Origin of the sequence: Vallitalea longa, assembly GCF_027923465.1 — a bacterium.
In the GTDB taxonomy this organism is placed as follows: domain Bacteria; phylum Bacillota; class Clostridia; order Lachnospirales; family Vallitaleaceae; genus Vallitalea; species Vallitalea longa.
Genome location: NZ_BRLB01000006.1, coordinates 1 through 18,792, shown reverse-complemented (window position 1 = coordinate 18,792; position 18,792 = coordinate 1). Strand labels below are relative to the sequence as shown.

Here is an 18,792-nt window from a genome sequence, read left to right as displayed (position 1 = left end):
AAATGTGAACATACTTTTGCATTTTAATTAGAATGTTCGAAAAACAGTTTATGGTTCTATCTTTCTACAAATCACAAAAAAAGGTTGCTCACATTAAATTTTTCATTTTCTGTGATACAACCTTGAAATTAATTACTATTTACCTTGTCCATATTTATATTTAGCAAATTCCTTCATTGCTTGAATATTTTCTTCTGATAGAGGTACAAAATCTTTTCCAACCGATCTAATTAATTGATATATTTGTGCTGTAACTTCTAAAACATTTGCAACTTTGAACGCTGCTTCCATACTTTCACCAACACATACTGCTCCATGAGATTGAAGTAAACAAGCATTTGCTTCTTTTCCTAATGCTTTAATACATTCTTCTGCAAGTTCTTTAGTACCTGGTAAAGCATAATTAGCAGTTTTTACTGGTGCTCCTAATGCTTGTGCTGCTTCATCAATTAATAGAGGTATATCTTCTCCCATACAAGAGAATACAGTAGAATATATTGGATGAGTATGTACCACAGCTTTTACTTCTGGTCTATTTCTGTAAACACTAAGATGTAATTCTGTCTCTATTGTAGGTTTTCTAGTACCTTCAACAATCTCACCATCTAGATTACATACAACAACGTCATCTGTAGTACAATCACAATAATCCATTCCACTTGGTGTTAGATAAACAAGTCCTGTTTCCTCATCTTTAACACTTATATTCCCCCATGTTTCAATTGTAAATCCTGAATTAATTAATTTTTTACCTGATTCGATTATTAATTTTTTAAAGTCCATTTTTCCCATCCTTTACTATTTTTATTAACTGCTTACTCTGCAAATTGTTCACAATATTTTTTGTGTTCTTCTACGTTTTCTTTTGTTATTAGTTTTGCTCCTGTGTCAATATATTCCTGTGAATCTTCACCATTAATAATATTCACCATATTTTCAACACCTAGAATACCCATTTCTGCTGGATACTGAGCAACTGTTCCATACATGTCTCCTTTTTCAACCATATTTAATGCTTCACTGATAGCATCAAAACCTATGATACTGATATCTTCTTTTTTACCTGCTTCTTCTACTGCACGTAAAGCACCTATAGCCATTCCATCATTAGAAGCAAATATCAATCCGATATTCGGATTAGCACTTAATATATTCTGAGTAGCTGTATATCCTTGGTCTACTTCCCAGTTTGCTGATTGCTCTGCGACAACATTAACATGTGAGCCAGCTGCATCGAAGAAACCATTTCTTCTGTCTGCTGCATTCTGTTGTCCTTCAATACCTGTTAGTATAGCAGTTTCAATTCCTTTTTCAAAGTTTTCTATGACATATGCTCCAGCAAATTTCGCACCAGCATAATTGTCTGTTCCATAAAAAGGTACTTCGAAATCTACTTCATCTAAAATACTTTGGTCTATCTTGGTATCAAGATTAATTACAGGTATTCCTGCTTCTTTACATTTTGTTAAAGCAGTTGATAATCCCTCTGAAGAACTCGGTACAATACATATTCCATCTACACCTGATGTAATCATATTTTCTACAATTGTTAACTGAGCTGCAGCACTTGCATGTTGGTCAGCTGCTTGTACATCTAATTTTATTCCTAATTCTTCAGCCTTTTGTTTTGCACCATTCACCATTGTGATAAAATATTCATTGTTTAATGTCATAGGAACAAATCCTATAGTAATTTCTTTTTGCTTATTGGAAGAACCATCATCCGTTGGAGATTTTGAATCATCCTTAGTTGTATCTTTACACCCTGCTAAAACAAATGCTACTAAAAGAATTGACATAATTAACGTTGATAATCTTTTTTTCATAAATAATCCTCCTTAAAATTATTTAAAGCATTTATAATTATTCAGCTCTTCTCTCTTTTGCCTTATCAAAGAAAACAGCTGTAATAATCGCTAATCCAATTATTATAGTTTGGAAATATACTGGAACATTCAATATCTGAAGACCACATTTTAACATTCCAAGTATTAATGCACCAACTAATGTATTACCTATATTCCCTTTACCACCTGACATTGCAATACCACCAATAACAACTGCAGCAATTGAATCAAGCTCATATCCTGAACCTGCATTAGGATCTGCATAAGACAATCTAGATAATAATAAAATACCTCCAATAGCTGCGAATATACCTGAAATTATATATGAATAGACTTCAATTTTCTTAGTCTTAACTCCTGCTAATTTTGCAGCCTTTGCATTACCACCAATAGAATATATCCATCTACCTAATCTAGTTTTAGTCATTATGGTCATCATTATTGCATATAGAATGAAAACGTATAAAATTGATATTGGCATTCCGAATATTTTAGTATTCATAATTGCTTTTAATCCTTCTGGAAAACCAGAAATAGGTTTACCAGAATTAAGAACCATAGTTACTCCTCTAATGATTTGTAGAGAACCTAATGTAACAATAAATGCAGGTATTTTCCCATAACTTATTAATGCACCATTACAAGCTCCAATTAATATACCTGTAACGACTAGGAGTAAACAAACCACTCCAATAGGCATACCCGATTTTATTAGTAAACCACCTAATATACCAACAAATCCAACCGTTGATCCTACTGAAAGATCGATTCCGCCTGTAAGAATTACAACAGATTGTCCTATAGCAATTACCGCAATAACCGATGACTGTGTTATTACATTCTGAATGTTACCGAAGGTTAGAAAATTTTTGCCTGCTAATCTACACACTACAGTAAATATTATCAAAATAGCTACAGCTCCAATATACAGTGTTAAAGATTGCAAATCAATTTTTTTCATACCATCTTTTTCTAATACATCATTCTTCATCATTATTCCCTCCATATAAAGCACAAGATAATATGTCTTCTTGTGTCAGATTATCTTCATTAGGTAAAACAGCAGCAATTTCTCCTTCTTTCATTACCGCTACAGAATCACACATTTTCAAAACTTCTACTAGATCAGATGAAATCATAATAATTGAAGCACCTTTTTCAATTAGCTGTCTCATTATTTCATATATTTCATCACGTGCCCCAACATCAATTCCTCTAGTGGGTTCATCAAATATATATATATCAGAATCAGAAAATAACCATTTAGCTATTACTACCTTTTGTTGATTTCCTCCTGATAAGTTTTCTACTTTATAGAAAGGACTATGTGTTTTAATCTTTAATTTACTGATAAAATCTTGTGTAACTTGTTTCATTTTATCTTTACTTAATAAAAGTCCACCAAATCTATTAAGATTAGGTAATGCCACATTATCTAAAACTGTATGCATTAGTATTAATCCTTCATCTTTTCTATCTTCACTCAGATAAACCATACCATTATCTATTGATTCTCTTATGCTGTTCCCTTTTAAGGTTTTACCCTTTAGACTAATGCTTCCTCTTTTGGTTTTGTATGCCCCTATAATACACTTAGCTAGTTCAGTTCGGCCTGCACCAACAAGCCCTGCTATACCTAAGATTTCACCTTTTCTTAGTTTCAGACTAACATCCTTAATTAAATTTTTGTAATATAAGTTTTTGACTTCTAAAACTACTTCATCCTTAATATATTTGTTTTCTACCTTTTCAAAACTTACTTTTCTACCAACCATTAATTTGGTTAATTCATCACAGTCTGTTTCATTAAGATTAACAGTTGAAACATATTCCCCATCTCGCATAACTGTACATCTATCACCTATCTCAAATAATTCACTCATTCTATGAGAGATGTATATAATTCCTACACCATCAGATTTTAATTCATTAATAATTTCAAACAATTTAGCAGTCTCTTTATCTGTGATAGCGGCAGTAGGCTCATCAAGTACAAGAATTTTAACATCATTAGATATGGCCTTAGCTATTTCCACCATTTGCTTTTGTGCTACACTAAGTTCAGATACCAATACGGTAGGATCGACCTTCAACCCAATTAAGTCCATATATTTTTTTGATTCTTTTATTGCAGTTTTTTTGTCAATCAAACCATTTTTAGTAAATTCCTTACCAATATATATATTCTCGAAAATAGGTACACAAGGATTCAAGTTGAACTCTTGATAAATAACACTTATTCCATTATCAATCGCTTCTTTTGGAGACTTGAATTCAACACATTCTCCATTAAATTTAATGATACCGCATTCCTTTTTATAAGCAGCAGATAATATCTTAATTAGAGTAGACTTGCCTGCTCCATTTTCTCCCAATAGAACATGAACTTCACCTGGTTTTACTTCAAGTTTCGCATCGTTTAACACCTTAACACCATAAAAGCTTTTTGAGATACCTTTCATTTCAAGTATATTCTCTTTCATACCATACTCCTCACTTTATACTAATTTAGAATACCTATCTACTATACTGTTATCTTCATTCTCTATTTGATATTCTTCTAAATTAATAGATTTTTTAACAATATCTCTCATATCTTTTAAAGATATATCTTTTTCAAAATGTTTAATTTGAACAACAATATTGCCAAGAGATGTACTTTCTTTACTACAAGCAATAATTCTTTTACCTGTTCTTTTTGCTGTCAATTTATTGACTACAATATTTTTCGAACCACCTCCTACGATATATATATCTTCGAATTGTTTTCCTATTACCTTTTCCAGACTGCTAATGGTTTGAGCATAACAACAAGCCATTGATTCTTGCACTGCTTTAATTACAACACTCCAGTTAAAATCTCCTTTTATCTGGTTAGTTTCAGTCAGATAACTATATATTTCTTTTCCCATATGAACAGGATTGAAGAATCTATTGTTGTTAATATTAATAAGTGGTACTTCTCCATTATACAATTCAGCTATATTATTTATTTCTTCCCATGAATTGTCTCTATTAGTTATTTCATCATATTCTTTTTTTATTCTTTGAATAATAAACATCCCTGCACTATTTTTTAATATTGTTATTTTATTAAATGCACCTATTTCATTAGTTAAATTGCTTTCTAATACTTCCTTAGTTACGACTGTTTTTTCTAATTCTGCACCTATTAACGACCAAGTACCCGAACTGATAAAAGCAAAATTATCTTCCATAGTAGGTATTGCCACTACAGCAGAAGCTGTATCATGAGAAGGTACACAGATAACAGGTATATCATAATCAATACCTACTTCGGCCTTGATAGCCGGAAGTAAATTACCTATAGTCTCACCATGTATACCTATTTCACTAAATAAATTCCTAGGAATTCCAAATTTATTACATACTTTCAAGCTGATATTTTTAGTTATGGAACTTAATATTTGTGTTGTACTTAATTCACTAGGTTCATTTATCATAACTCCGGTCAACATATAATTAAGTATGTCCGGTATCATAAGTAACTTATCAGCTTTAGCAAAAATATCAGGCATTTTTTCTTTTATTCCATTCAACATGAATACAGAGTTAATTTTGTCACATAATATTCCAGTCTCATAAAACATTTTATCTTTTTCATCGTTTGATAAAGCATTTAAAGATTTTTCACCAATTGTATTTCTATAACTTAATGGATTACTTATCATATTCTTATCTTTATCATATAATGCAAAATCTACACCCCATGTACAAATACCGATTGAATCGATTCTATCTATATTTTTTTTAACTTCTTTTAAGCTTCTTATGAAAAAATCAAATATTTTTTGTAAATCCCAGTAATAATAATCTTGTACTTTTATCATACTATTTGACTCTTGTGAAATAACCTCTGTTGTAATCTTATTTCCATCATATTTACCAAGTACAACTCTATAAGAAGAATTACCACAATCTAGTGAAATAATATTTTTAACTGTATTCATAATAGCCTCCTTTATACGTATTTTTATGCTATTGGATTCTAATATTCAATCTATAATCTTTAAATATATCCTTAATACAGTTTAGATCACTTGTTTTTAAAGACTTCATATCACCCATATCATACTTTCTCCCTAATCCTTCATACTTTGGCATTCCTAATCTGTGATAAGGTAAGAAAACAACTTCTTCTATATTATCTAACTTCTGAATGAAATCCAGAAACTGTCTTATTGAATTAATATCATCATTACATCCAGGAATATAAGGATACCTTACAGATAACTTTCCTTTATAATTCTTTGATAGCCATATTAGGTTATCAATAATCAATTTATTATCTTTACCCGTCAATTCCTTATGTTTCTCACTATTCATGTGCTTAATATCATAATAAATATAATCTACATAATCACATGCTTCTTTTATATTCTTTATATCAATATAACCACAAGTTTCTACCAATGTAGTGATATTATAATCTTTCAATCTCTTACTGCATTCTTTTATGAATCCGCTATAGAAAAATGGTTCACCACCACTAAATGTAATACCACCACCTGACATTTGATAGTATTTATTATCTTTCAGAATCTCCATAATCAATTCATCAACTTGCATGTCTACTCCTATTAGACTTCTTGCATTATTAACGCAATTATCAATGCATTTTCCACAGTAATTACATAGATCAGTATTGGTTATATATAATAATCCGTAGGTTAAATCTATAGCTTTTTGATTACAAATATCTATACACTTACCACAATTAGTACAGGGAGCCTTCTTAAATAATATTTCTTTTTTGAACTCTTGGGATTCAGGGTTTGCACACCATTTACATCTTAATGCACAACCTTTCAAAAAGATTACTGTCCTTATACCTGTCCCGTCTTCTGTAGCAAATCTTTCAATATTAAAAACTCTTGCTGTCTCCATAAATCTCAGCTCCAAAATCATGTGATTATATTTCTAATTCAGTTCTATTAATAACATCTAGTTGAACTTCAGGTACTAATGTAGTAAATAATGCACTATATCCAGAAACCCTAACCATCAGGTCATTATACTTTTCTGGATTTTTTATTGCCTCTTTGTAAATTTCACCATTTACAACATTGAATTGTATTTGTTGTCCATAATTATTAAAAAGTACTTTTACCATATCTATAATACGTTGTCTATTTCCTTTCGTTGCAAGAGCTGAACTAGTAAGTCTCATATTAAATATTGCTCCTTTTTGAAACCATATACTAGGAAGCTTAGATATTGAATTACACGCTGCTGTTGCTCCATTTTTCTCTGAACCATTTGCTGGAGATATACCATTATTGACTGGATCTCCACTTTTCCTTCCATCAGGAGTTGCTCCTATACATCTACCAAAAGCAATATTTCCTGTAACAGGACTTTGACTATATGAATAGCAACAAGGTATAGGACCTTTTCCATATTTTGAACTTTTATAATCGTATCTATATGAAGAACCGATAAAATCTTCTAATTTTACTACCCAACTATCTGCAATATCATCATCATTACCAAATTTTGGTGATTTATTCTTCAATATTGCTCTAATTTCTTCTCCTCTTGGTAAAGTATCATTATCTTCAAAATTAGTATTTAATGCATGCAATAACTGTTCTAATGTAATTAACTTTTTATCAAAGACAATCGTATCTATAGCAGCTAATGCATCTCCTGCACTGATAGTTCCTGCTGTAGGTCCACCGTCTGCTGAGTATAGGGAACCACCTTCAACAAGATCTAAGCCCCTACCAATACAATCTTCAACTAATGAAGCTCTAAAAGCATTAATATCAGTAAGTACGTGAATCTCATCATTAATATGTTCGGTAACGACTTGAAGGTCCATAAAATATTTAAGCATTTGTTTATACTCATCGAATATCTCTTCAGTAGTTTTGCATTTATTAATGTCTTTAGTAGTTTTCTTAAATAATTTACCTGTATTAGGGTCAACACCATTATTTAGGGTTATTTCCAGTACTTTTTCAACATTTAACCAAGGTCCTTTTGCTGCAAAATCCCATTTACCAGGTATTGAAGCCTCGATACACCCATCAGGTGACCAATCTACTAAATCTTCTTTTGCTATTCCCATGTTTTCTAAAGTTCTCATAAAAGCCTTATCATTATAAAATGCCGGTTGCCCTCCTTGATGAATCATAACTGCTTCTAAAGCTTTCAACATAAAATCATCATTTGTTTTTTCAAACCATTTTACTGAAATAGAAGGTGTAAATAATTTAACATCTTGACATGCTTCCACGCATAAATATGAAATATCGTTTACTGCATCTTCACCATCTGTTGTTTGCCCTCCTATAGCTAAGTTGATGAACATTTGATATCCAAGGAAAAATTCTGAATCAGGCCATGAACGCAGTTTATTAAGTTCATTACATTTTACAAAGAATGCTTCAATAATTTCTAACCCTTCTTCTCTTGTCAATGTACCTTTTTCTATATCACTTTTATAAAATGGATAAACATATTGATCGAATCTACCTAATGAAATAGCGTGACCGTTAGATTCTAAATGTACAGCGAGTAAAATCAAATAAATGCTTTGAACTGCTTCATGAAAAGTTTTTGCAGGATTCAATGGCACGTTTCTACAAATATTGGCTAAGTTCAATAATTCTATTTTTCTTTTCTTATCATTAATTTCATTTGCTCTTAATTCACATTGCTCAGAAATACGATTAGAAAAATTAACTACTGCCTTATTACTTTTTAAAGCAGCTTCTAGAAACCATTTCTTCTTAACATTTCCAGGTTCTTTTAGATCCAATTCAGATATTCTCTTCTCAATTCTTGCAATGACATCTTTCAAACCTTTTTTTAAAACTAAATCATAATCAACAATAACATTACCTAAACCTGCGGCTGAAACCCATGTATCGTCAATAACACCTGCATTCCATGCCTCATTTATCTCTTCTGGAAGAGTTTTTCTAAAATTTTCATATAAAGATTTACCTTCCCAGTAATCTATACATGAAAGAATATCTTGTTTTGTTTTTTCTTCATAATAAAATTTATCTCCAGGTCTTTCATTAAAATAATATGGATTACCATTAAATTCTTCTACCAACCATTCATATGAATACTCCGGATAAATAGGTGATGATTTGGGCCATCTAGCTTGATTCCCTACTATTATCTCATCGTCAGATATAACAATTGACATCTTATCCAATACTTCATAGAATGCATCCGCTCTTCTTATAGCAATCGGCAGCCCTTCAGATTGTTTCATTGAATTCGTAAAAATAACACATCTCTCAGAACAAATCTTTGGCTGAGTCTCAAATAATCTTTTTCTTAATTTAGTTATTCTTTCATTCATATAATCAGCACCTTACTATGTATTTTGTAATAATGTAACTTGTTACAATAATTATTATATGCTCTTTTTTTAATGTTGTCAATATCTTATTGTGTATTTTTACATATTTTATTGTTATAAGCTAATATATTTATGCATATAGACGGACCAAGCTACTACTAATATGTTTTTAATAGTAATATTCCTCAATAATTTAAATTTACTTAAATAGTATTGCATTATAATGCATTTTATAGTAAACTTGTTACATAACAAAGTAATAGGGATGATAAAATTGAGTACTAATAAAAAAAAGTATTTTGGTATTAGAGATATAGCAAAGATTGCAGGAGTTTCAACTGCAACTGTTTCAAGAGTTATTAATTCACCAGATTCAACATCGGAAAGTATCAGAAAAAAAGTGATGGCAGTTATAGAAGAATATAATTATGTTCCAAATCAAATGGCCAAAAATCTATTTTCAATGACTTCAAATTCAATAGCTATTTTTGTTTATGATATGGAAAATCCATTCTTTACGTCGTTGGTTAAAAAACTTAATAACATCGCCTTTAAAAATAAATATACACTATTGATTTGTGATACTGAAAATAACATCGATAAAGAACAAGAATATTTGAATTACTGTAAAAGTATACGTACTTCAGGAATAATACTTACTGAAGGAGTTAATTATGACCTTTATTCATCTGATAGTCAACAAACTATTGCATGTCTGGATAGATCAGCTGATACTAGGTTTTCTACTGTCCGATCAGATAATGTTAAAGGAATGAAACTTCTGATTGACTATCTATACAATCTTAACCATAGAAAAATAGCTTTTGCTGGAGCAATGGATGAATTCCAAACAGCAACAGAACGTAAGAATAGTTATATCAAATCATTGAAATCTCATAATATAGACGTTGATGAAGAATATATTTTTACAGGTCATTTTAATTACGAAACTGGTGTTAAGGCACTTAATTATTTTTGGTCTCTCAACCAAAAACCAACAGCGATTGTATGTGCAAATGACCAAATAGCAAAAGGGCTTATTATGGAAGCTTATAAATTGAACATTTCAGTTCCAAATGATTTATCTGTTGTAGGATTCGATGGAATTGTTTCATCATATTTTTATCCTAGAATAACAACAATTGAACAGAATATTAAAAAACTAGCTAAAGCATTATTTAAAGCAATAACCTCAAAATCAACTGCTCCTGTACACGAAATAATTGATGTTTCAATTGTCATTGGGGAATCTTGTAAGAAGATAGAATTAGAATAAAATATTATCGTAAATAAGGTTTGTACATAATTAATGCTTATAACTAGAATTCAACAAATCCCATCCTTTGAAGGATGGGATTAATTGATTAAAGCCACTTGATTAGTAAATCTTTAATCTGCATTATAGTCTTTTTCTTATCATCATTATTGCTTCCTAGATTTTTAGTCTTTAATAGATAATTAAATATTGCTACAGCTTGCTCATCTGTTAAATCATCATTAGCTTCTAGAGCGATGTTATTAATTTCCATTATGTCTTCTTTCTGTAACAAAAATACTATGTCTTCTTTTTGCATATTATATAGGGTTGAATCCGTACTTATATTAGAAATAATCTCTTTTGCCTCATTAAATGTTATTTTTGAGAATTTAATACCCTCGAATAATTTAGAAGATTCTCTAGAATATACAGACCAATTCTTTTCTTTATTAAGGTAAGCTGTAAATGATCTTATTTCTCGTGTAGATATTTTATCCTTCTGCTTCTCTACAACTAAGATTAATCGAAAAAAATTATGTTCAATCTTAGTCAATATAAGTCTCTTACTCCATGAGCGAAACTTAGCATTGAATTCTTTTAACGCTTCAAATAAATCTTTTTCATTATCGTTGAAATTAATCTTTTTACCTTCCTGTGAAGGTGTTTTTAGTCTTAGAGAAATACTATACAAACTATATATCATTTTTTTCACCTCAGGTTGTCTGCTTTTAAATTACATTTTCTATTATTATAGCACAACAGTTATTAATGTCAAGTAATATAATTCTATATAGTTCTATATTATGTGAATAAATATTAATTAGAGCTAAATGCAGTATTATATTGGATATAATAAATCAATATAGAAAAACATAGTGTTATATATTATAATTAAGTGTCATTTGTCTGAAAACCGTATTATAAATATAGATATATCAAAAACTTTAGAAAACCCAATAGATTTAATGATATATTCCTAATAGTATAATATTTATTTGATATTATACTATTAGGATTTTTCACGGTAAACCCTATTGATTCTATTCGCCTCTTTGAATTCTTGCTGTTTCTACCATGGCTAAATAACCTTCTATAGGAACATAACTTGGTATGGAATTACCTGAACCTAGAGCAAATCCTTTGTGATTAATTGAAGAATCTATTACATTTTTTACATATTTTTTTATTTCTTGTTCGGTGGAGCGACATAATACATCTGTATCAACGCCTCCAAAATTACCAATAACATCTCCATATTTTTCAACCCATACTGAAAAAGGAGCTATTTGGTCTTCATTAGAATGTTTAGCATTAATTTTAGCTATATTAATGAGATCATCCATTACATCGAAAATCTGACCGCATGAATGTAGTAAAAAAGGCTTGTTATAAGAATGAACTTGGGCAATTATTTTCTGGTATTGAGGGATAATATTATTTCTAATATCTGTAGTTGATATTAAAGTTTGACTTTTGAATCCAAGGTCATCACCAAACCTGCATACAGCATATATATCTCCAAATTCATTTAAAAATCTTTTCCATATTTGAATCATCATGTCCCCTACTTCCCTAAATAAATCTTTGTAAAGTTCAGGATCATCTATTGAGATATAGCAGAGATCAGTATATCCCACTATATCTTGTACACATTCAAAAACTCCATTACCTGGTCCCCCTATGGCTTTCATTCCTTCTGGCATTTCTTCTCTTAATACTATAAAATCCTCAGAATAAGCCTTGAAAAACAAATCAGGAATTTCTTTCCATGGATATTTATTAAAATCATCTCTCGTTTTAATAACTCCAGGTTGATGGTTCCCTAGAGCACCACTTCCCGGCATTATTGCACCGATACATCTTTCCATTGAAACAGTATCATATCCCATTTCTCTAAAAAACCCAGTATAAATTTTCATATATTCTCTTTTATCTGCTTGGTTCCCATTAATTAAATCAACAAACTTTTTATTAAGAATTTTCTCCATTCTTTCATCTGAAATAATATGCTCATATAACGGCATTCTATCAGGCTTTACATTATTTGCTGCGTTTACAAGATTCATATAATCCGGTATAAAGTTACTCATATTTATTACCTCCCATTATAATAATGATTTCTAACTATAGATTAACTTAATGAGAGATAAAAATATATCTATTTTTTGCTCATTTCTTTACATATTTTGCTTTTTTAATCTTACTGGGAGAATATCCCCTGATTCTTTTGTACACTCTGTTAAAACTAGATATATTATTATATCCTACTTCATAGGCAACCTGAGAAATGTTCATATCTTTATTAAGAAATAATTTTTCAGCTTCACAAATTCTAACAAAATCAATATATTCTTTAAAATTACTACCAGTAACTTTCTTAAAGAAACGCGAAAAATAATAATAACTTTTATTAGCCATAAATGCAGCTTTTTCAAGGGTAATTTTCTCTCTATAATGCAACTCTATATATTTTAATATGGGATTGATTTCTTGTAACTCCTCTTCTTTAATTCCGGGTTCATATAATTGTAATTCATCATTTCTAATTAAAAGAGCTATCATTTGATAAATATAACCTTTAATAAATATCTCATATCCAACTCTTTTTTCTATAAATTCATTGTAAATTCCTATGAATATATCAATTATTTCTCTTTGGCTCTGAAAAACTCTAGGAGCATAGAGTTTTTGGTTTCTTGTCTTTTGTAAAAATGTGATTATATATTTAGATTCATATATAACAGATAAATTACTTAACATGTCTGTCAAAAACTTAACAACTAGTATTTTTGTTTTATCATAATTATTACACCATGTACCATGTATATCCCCATTTACTAGTAAAATTACATCATTAGTTTTTACATCAATAACTTTATCATTTATTTGTTGTAAAGCATTACCTTCTATCATATACAATATTTCAACACAATCATGCCAATGTGGTTTAACAGTTATATTTGATTTTTGATTATCTTGAATAAACACGTCAACAGGAAAAGGAAATTCAGGTAAAATCAAATTTTCTTTATATGGTTTCATCATATATTTCTCCTTATAAATATAAAGTTATTATGGTATATAGCTACTTGTAATAGTACTATATACCATAATTTATTAATAGTAAATGTTTATTTACAACAATATAAAAATACCGTTAAACAAAATATATTAATACCTAGCTAAGTTAATCAATATACTAAAAACCACTACCTAAAATATATTTTAATATATTTTTAGATTCAATACCACTTGGAACTAAATGAACTGGCTTATTCAGAATAAAATCATTAGGACCATCAACTTTCCAAGATATAATTAAATATTAATAATTGCAATTAACATCAAATATCAATCAAATAAATATTCTAATTTATTATTTTTATTATTAAGTTTTAAAAAAAGTATGTATAAGTAATTTTTCAAAAAGCACCCTTCATATTGATTTTAAAAAAACACCTTTTATATGATATATATTAGTGACAATATTTTGCAATCATATAATAGGTGTTTTTTAATAAATTATTTAATTATCTATTATCTATGAATCAAAAAGATCCGTCCCATTGATTCATTATGTATTAAATTAAATCTAATTTAGAATAATCGATGTTTCCATCTGCATCAACAATGTTTTCATCCGCATTTACCTTTTCAATTTTTCCTATAAACATTTCATGTGAACCTGTCATGATAGAATCAACAACTGTACATTCAATATTTACTGGACAATCAACTAAGATAGGTGCATTGACTTTACTTGCATCAGCTGTATTAATTTTAGCTAATTTATCTTCATCTCTCCCACTTACACTACCTAAATAATCAAATTCTTTTTTAAAATCTTTAGTAGGTAGATTTACAACAAAACATTTTGTATCCTTTACCATTTGGTATGAATATCTAGATGGAACTATTCCAACCATTACCATTGGTGGATCGTAGCTACAATTACCACAATAACCAACAGCAAGTGCATTGTCCTTACCATTTTTATCTCTACAAGATACTAATACTTTTGGTGCTGGTTGTAAACTAGATTTTGCTAAAGCCTGTTTTTTATTCATAATACGAACTCCTTTTTTATTAAATTGTATAATTTATTTTACTTTACTACTTATGTTACTCCTTTAGATATATAATGTCAATTTGTATTTTATCCATAATTATTAATGTAATTTATAATATTTTATTATATTTTTTTATTGATTCATTTATAGAATCAGCATTTTTACTAGTTAAACGAAATCGGTTACTACTTGAAATTGAATCTCTCTTTTTATATTTCACTAATTTGATAATTTAATTAATTGCAGGAAGTGAAATTTTTTATTTACTTTTAATGTGTATCATTGTATAATTTTTATTAAAGATTATATATATAGAAACTAGTGATATTGTGGTATTGATTAAAAGGATAATGCTGCTTATTAATATAGAAGTTTCTTAATACATATGAATATTTTTATTATTCAAATTGAATTAATTAATGTATTATCGTTAATACAAAAAGTTTATAACCCCAAAAATCTAAATTTTATTACAAGAACAAGGGGGTTAACCACTTGAAAACCTTTAATAAAATAATTCAGGGAGGAATACACATGAAACACATTATAAAAGTTGGTATAGTTGGCTATGGTAACCTAGGAAAAGGCGTAGAATTTTCCATAAAGCAAAATGATGATATCAAGTTAACTGCTATTTTTACAAGACGAGATCCAAAATCTTTAGTAGTCGCTGATAAAGATATAAAAGTATTATCAATATCCGAGGCAGAAAAATATAAAAATGATATTGATGTTTTAATTTTATGTGGGGGCTCAGCTACTGATCTTCCTGTACAAGGACCTCAGTTTGCAAAAATGTTCAATACAGTGGATAGTTTTGATACTCATGCTAAAATACCAGAATACTTTGAATCAGTTAATGAAGCTGCCAAATCAAATGGTAATGTAAGTATTATATCAGTTGGTTGGGATCCAGGACTATTTTCTATGAACAGATTATTATCAGAATCTATATTACCAGACGGAAAAGGTTATACTTTCTGGGGTCGTGGTGTTAGTCAAGGCCATTCTGATGCGATTAGAAGAATTGAAGGAGTCAAAGGAGCAGTTCAATATACTATTCCTATTGAAAATGCTCTTGAAAAAGTTAGAGCAGGAGAAGCACCAGAATTATCAACTCGTGAAAAACACTTAAGAGACTGTTATGTTGTAGCTGAAGAAGGTGCTGATAAAGATAAGATAGAAAAAGAAATTAAAGAAATGCCTAATTATTTTTCTGATTATGATACTAATGTAACTTTCATAACCGAAGAAGAACTGAAAGCTACTCATTCAGAGATGCCTCATGGGGGATTTGTAATCCGCAGCGGGAAAACAGGTGAAGAAAATAAGCATAATCAAATCATTGAATTTTCTCTCAAACTAGATAGTAATCCAGAACTTACTGGTAGTGTTTTAGTCGCTTATGCGAGAGCAATCTATAGATTAAGCCAAGAAGGTGCAACTGGTGCAAAAACTGTTTTCGACATACCACTTGCATACTTATCACCTAAGACTGGTGAAGAATTAAGAAAACAATTATTATAATTTTATTTATGATCTACGATATCAATATGTAAACTTCAGATTGATGATTTCTCAAGAAATGCTATGTTTTATATAGCATTTCTTTTTTATGAGGAGTAGCCTCTTTGTTCTATTATATGAAAATCCTACTTTTTCAAACATATAAAACGTTCTTAATAGTAAAACCTATCATAAATTCTAATTAATTTAGTTAACCAACAAAAGACATGTATAATTCTATCTAGTCAAGGAAATAATAATCTAAAACTTTATGTAAGAGGATGATTATATGCGACAAAGGAAAAGAATGTCTTCAGACATATCCATAACCAATGACCCCAATGAAAGTAAAGCTATAACAGATGGACTTAATAATATTACCGCACATGAATTAATTACTGAAAATGATGTAGTAGTCATAACTCCCAACTGGGTCAATTTTGATAAACCTAATCCGGATTCTGCAGTTGTAGTTGGACATGAAAGCCTAAGAACCATTATTAAATACGTTAAAGGCAATAACCCCAAAAGAATAGTAGTTGCAACTGGTTCTGGTGGACAACCCACTAGTGATGTCATGAAAAAAGTTGGTTATGATCAAATAATCCAAAATGAAGGTGTTGAATTTATAGATCTAAATTATGGTCCTTATACAACTATCAGTCTTAACAACCAAAGACCTTCATCAACCAAAATAAATAAACTAATTGAAGATGTAACAGTACTAATTTCATTTACCCAACTTAAACATCATGAATCTGCAACAATGTCAGCTTGTATTAAGAATATTGCTCTTGCATGGCCTCCAGCAGAGATACATGGATATCCTAAAAAAGCTCTAGGCATACATGATGATATTCATAGTTTTATATGTACAATGGCAGAAACAATACCTATAGATATATCTATTTTAAGTTGTAATCCAACTATGATAGGAACTGGTCCAACAGGAGGTATTCCTAGACACACTGAACTAGTTGTTTGTGGAACAGATCCCATTTCAGTAGATACTATAGGCGCTAGATTATTAGGTTTCAAACCTGAAGCAGTTCAATATTTGGATAAATGTGATAGATTGAAAATGGGAATAACAGACTTAAAACAAATGAATATGATTGGATTGGATCTAGTCAGTGCCGAACAACAATTCAGCAAAAAAGTATATGGAGAAACATTAGCTATAGATAGTAAAAATTAAAAAAACATGGAAGTTACCTTTCTATAACATAACAAAATGATATGCTCAGAATTAATATCATATGAGCATATCATTAATTGTTTAAATGGATTATCCTACTTTAGAAGCTTTTTCAATAATTCCCCGTCCTAATCCTAAAACCCTGCTTAACTGCCTTATACTAGCACCAGTTTCTTTTTTGATCTTAAAAATCATATTATCCCTATCACTTTTTGTAAAATTATTAATATCTTTGATATTATATCTTTTTTGAATATGTTCTTTCAACTCATAATCCGTAAATTTGATTTTCTGGTCATATTCTAAGCATTCATCTGAATTTGATCTAGTCATATAAGCTTCAAACTTTTCTTTATCGTGAAAGTGATTAAGTATGTTGTTGGTATCAAGCTTAACTTTATCACCATATAATCTGTCAATATACTTATGGTAGCTACTCCAGATATATTCAGCTGGTGAATTAGTCATATTTGCTTTTACAGGATTCTGATGTATGTATCTAGCGACCATCAATAGATAATTTTCGCTCTCTACCACTTCACTTTTATACCTGTTTTCAAAAAGATGTCCCGTTCTTCCATACTTATTGTTATGCCATTGAACATAACTTACTGTTATTCTCTTAATGCTGTTACCTATTTCTTCATTTTCTTTTATCAATAGATGAACATGATTATCCATAAGACAATATGCATATAGAGAAAATCCCCCGACCTGTTTAGCTTTTAGCAAAGTCTGTAGAAATCTATCTCTGTCTTCATCATCCATAAAAATATTACGCTTGTCAATTCCACGTAACATGATGTGATATATACCTGACTTACTTCTTTCTCTTTTTTTTCTTGCCATTTAACATCACCATATTAAATATATCATATTTACATCAGCAAGTCAAAAGAAGCGTCCCTTAGTCATTTATTCATCTTTGATTACATCAATCTCAACTTTTTGAGGTAACGCTAATCTGCATTCTACTTCAATTCCTTTTAATATTGCAGTTGGTATTGGACATGATGGATGTTTACAATACTTTTTAGCTAACCTACATACTTTGGATTCACCAAATGTACCTAAAACTTCACCGAAACTATCTATTTCTATTAATTCATCATTTATAGTTTGATAATTAGGACAATCCGTTTGAACATTAATAGTCACATTTTGCATGTCTTTAGATTCAACATCAATGGTTGTATCAAATCCGCATATACCTGGTTTTACTTTTACATGTGTCATTTTATTAATCCTCCAATTTTTATGATATAAGTTAATTCTCGTCAATAATACAATTATAATTTTTATAAAAACAAATTTCTATTAAATATTTGCTATTTATATCAATATATTATTTATTAATTTCCCCATGCTCTACATTACAACTCGAATAACGTAACTCAGTTTTATTGATTTTAATACAATTTTATTTTTTTTAATAAAGTTATGTCAAGCATTTTTGAAAATGTCTCGAAATTTTTAAAATATGAGCACCGATTATTTTGGTGCTTTAATAACTTCCGCATTTATTCCACGGTCCTATTTACAACGAGCCTCTAATGGCATGGTTTTAT

At 29.6% G+C, this 18,792-nt stretch carries 16 protein-coding genes; 3 read left to right on the top strand and 13 right to left on the bottom strand.

The window, feature by feature from the left end:
• Positions 1–135 precede the first annotated feature (135 nt).
• From QMG30_RS11545 to QMG30_RS11515, 7 genes are read right to left on the bottom strand one after another with little or no spacing between them, the layout of a single operon-like run.
• The gene (locus QMG30_RS11545; protein WP_281815505.1) at positions 136–783 is read right to left on the bottom strand and encodes a class II aldolase/adducin family protein; all 648 of its coding nucleotides are present in this window, start codon (positions 781–783) and stop codon (positions 136–138) included.
• Between the two features lie 32 nt (positions 784–815).
• Positions 816–1,826 carry a sugar ABC transporter substrate-binding protein gene (locus QMG30_RS11540; RefSeq protein ID WP_281815503.1) on the bottom strand — a complete coding sequence of 337 codons (1,011 nt, stop codon included), beginning with the start codon at positions 1,824–1,826 and terminating at the stop codon, positions 816–818.
• Between the two features lie 37 nt (positions 1,827–1,863).
• Complete coding sequence (locus QMG30_RS11535) at positions 1,864–2,838, bottom strand: ABC transporter permease (protein WP_281815501.1); 975 nt, start codon at positions 2,836–2,838, stop codon at positions 1,864–1,866.
• Positions 2,828–4,330, bottom strand: a complete 1,503-nt coding sequence (locus QMG30_RS11530) for a sugar ABC transporter ATP-binding protein (RefSeq protein ID WP_281815499.1) — start codon at positions 4,328–4,330, stop codon at positions 2,828–2,830. The genes QMG30_RS11535 and QMG30_RS11530 overlap by 11 nt, the downstream gene beginning before the upstream one ends.
• A 15-nt stretch (positions 4,331–4,345) precedes the next feature.
• On the bottom strand, positions 4,346–5,818 hold the full coding sequence (locus QMG30_RS11525; RefSeq protein ID WP_281815498.1) for a rhamnulokinase: 1,473 nt from the start codon (positions 5,816–5,818) through the stop codon (positions 4,346–4,348).
• A gap of 28 nt (positions 5,819–5,846) precedes the next feature.
• Positions 5,847–6,755, bottom strand: coding sequence for a glycyl-radical enzyme activating protein (locus tag QMG30_RS11520; protein ID WP_281815497.1), 909 nt, complete (start codon positions 6,753–6,755; stop codon positions 5,847–5,849).
• A gap of 25 nt (positions 6,756–6,780) precedes the next feature.
• A complete protein-coding gene (locus QMG30_RS11515; protein ID WP_281815496.1) occupies positions 6,781–9,192 on the bottom strand; it encodes a glycyl radical protein in 2,412 nt (803 codons plus the stop codon).
• Positions 9,193–9,466: 274 nt separating this feature from the next.
• On the opposite strand from QMG30_RS11515, the gene QMG30_RS11510 reads away from it, so the two are divergent.
• Positions 9,467–10,468, top strand: coding sequence for a LacI family DNA-binding transcriptional regulator (locus QMG30_RS11510; RefSeq protein ID WP_281815494.1), 1,002 nt, complete (start codon positions 9,467–9,469; stop codon positions 10,466–10,468).
• A gap of 88 nt (positions 10,469–10,556) precedes the next feature.
• Here the strand turns inward: QMG30_RS11510 and QMG30_RS11505 are convergent, their stop codons facing one another.
• The 4 genes from QMG30_RS11505 to QMG30_RS11490 all read right to left on the bottom strand — a co-directional run bounded on the left by QMG30_RS11505 (position 10,557) and on the right by QMG30_RS11490 (position 14,517).
• Positions 10,557–11,153, bottom strand: a complete 597-nt coding sequence (locus QMG30_RS11505) for a hypothetical protein (RefSeq protein WP_281815492.1) — start codon at positions 11,151–11,153, stop codon at positions 10,557–10,559.
• A 337-nt stretch (positions 11,154–11,490) separates the two neighbouring features.
• Positions 11,491–12,540 carry a uroporphyrinogen decarboxylase family protein gene (locus QMG30_RS11500; RefSeq protein WP_281815491.1) on the bottom strand — a complete coding sequence of 350 codons (1,050 nt, stop codon included), beginning with the start codon at positions 12,538–12,540 and terminating at the stop codon, positions 11,491–11,493.
• Between the two features lie 79 nt (positions 12,541–12,619).
• Positions 12,620–13,492, bottom strand: coding sequence for a helix-turn-helix domain-containing protein (locus tag QMG30_RS11495; RefSeq protein WP_281815490.1), 873 nt, complete (start codon positions 13,490–13,492; stop codon positions 12,620–12,622).
• Between the two features lie 539 nt (positions 13,493–14,031).
• Entirely contained in the window at positions 14,032–14,517 is a 486-nt protein-coding gene (locus tag QMG30_RS11490; protein WP_281815489.1) for a flavin reductase family protein, read from the bottom strand.
• Between the two features lie 537 nt (positions 14,518–15,054).
• Between QMG30_RS11490 and QMG30_RS11485 the strand changes: the two genes are divergently transcribed.
• Both QMG30_RS11485 and QMG30_RS11480 read left to right on the top strand, forming a co-directional pair.
• Positions 15,055–16,047, top strand: a complete 993-nt coding sequence (locus tag QMG30_RS11485; RefSeq protein WP_281815487.1) for a diaminopimelate dehydrogenase — start codon at positions 15,055–15,057, stop codon at positions 16,045–16,047.
• Positions 16,048–16,315: 268 nt separating this feature from the next.
• A complete protein-coding gene (locus QMG30_RS11480; RefSeq protein WP_281815485.1) occupies positions 16,316–17,224 on the top strand; it encodes a DUF362 domain-containing protein in 909 nt (302 codons plus the stop codon).
• Positions 17,225–17,314: 90 nt separating this feature from the next.
• Here the strand turns inward: QMG30_RS11480 and QMG30_RS11475 are convergent, their stop codons facing one another.
• Both QMG30_RS11475 and QMG30_RS11470 read right to left on the bottom strand, forming a co-directional pair.
• On the bottom strand, positions 17,315–18,073 hold the full coding sequence (locus QMG30_RS11475) for a transposase (protein WP_281815484.1): 759 nt from the start codon (positions 18,071–18,073) through the stop codon (positions 17,315–17,317).
• Between the two features lie 66 nt (positions 18,074–18,139).
• Positions 18,140–18,460 (bottom strand): DUF6951 family protein, encoded by a 321-nt coding sequence (locus tag QMG30_RS11470; RefSeq protein WP_281815481.1) that lies wholly within the window; start codon positions 18,458–18,460, stop codon positions 18,140–18,142.
• Positions 18,461–18,792 lie beyond the last annotated feature (332 nt).

Bases quoted from the DNA above. Each gene is read 5' to 3' on its own strand.
- QMG30_RS11545 (WP_281815505.1), bottom strand. From the start codon at position 783: ATGGACTTTAAAAAATTAATAATCGAATCAGGTAAAAAATTAATTAAT.
- QMG30_RS11540 (WP_281815503.1), bottom strand. From the start codon at position 1,826: ATGAAAAAAAGATTATCAACGTTAATTATGTCAATTCTTTTAGTAGCA.
- QMG30_RS11535 (WP_281815501.1), bottom strand. From the start codon at position 2,838: ATGAAGAATGATGTATTAGAAAAAGATGGTATGAAAAAAATTGATTTG.
- QMG30_RS11530 (WP_281815499.1), bottom strand. From the start codon at position 4,330: ATGAAAGAGAATATACTTGAAATGAAAGGTATCTCAAAAAGCTTTTAT.
- QMG30_RS11525 (WP_281815498.1), bottom strand. From the start codon at position 5,818: ATGAATACAGTTAAAAATATTATTTCACTAGATTGTGGTAATTCTTCT.
- QMG30_RS11520 (WP_281815497.1), bottom strand. From the start codon at position 6,755: ATGGAGACAGCAAGAGTTTTTAATATTGAAAGATTTGCTACAGAAGAC.
- QMG30_RS11515 (WP_281815496.1), bottom strand. From the start codon at position 9,192: ATGAATGAAAGAATAACTAAATTAAGAAAAAGATTATTTGAGACTCAG.
- QMG30_RS11505 (WP_281815492.1), bottom strand. From the start codon at position 11,153: ATGATATATAGTTTGTATAGTATTTCTCTAAGACTAAAAACACCTTCA.
- QMG30_RS11500 (WP_281815491.1), bottom strand. From the start codon at position 12,540: ATGAGTAACTTTATACCGGATTATATGAATCTTGTAAACGCAGCAAAT.
- QMG30_RS11495 (WP_281815490.1), bottom strand. From the start codon at position 13,492: ATGAAACCATATAAAGAAAATTTGATTTTACCTGAATTTCCTTTTCCT.
- QMG30_RS11490 (WP_281815489.1), bottom strand. From the start codon at position 14,517: ATGAATAAAAAACAGGCTTTAGCAAAATCTAGTTTACAACCAGCACCA.
- QMG30_RS11485 (WP_281815487.1), top strand. From the start codon at position 15,055: ATGAAACACATTATAAAAGTTGGTATAGTTGGCTATGGTAACCTAGGA.
- QMG30_RS11480 (WP_281815485.1), top strand. From the start codon at position 16,316: ATGCGACAAAGGAAAAGAATGTCTTCAGACATATCCATAACCAATGAC.
- QMG30_RS11475 (WP_281815484.1), bottom strand. From the start codon at position 18,073: ATGGCAAGAAAAAAAAGAGAAAGAAGTAAGTCAGGTATATATCACATC.
- QMG30_RS11470 (WP_281815481.1), bottom strand. From the start codon at position 18,460: ATGACACATGTAAAAGTAAAACCAGGTATATGCGGATTTGATACAACC.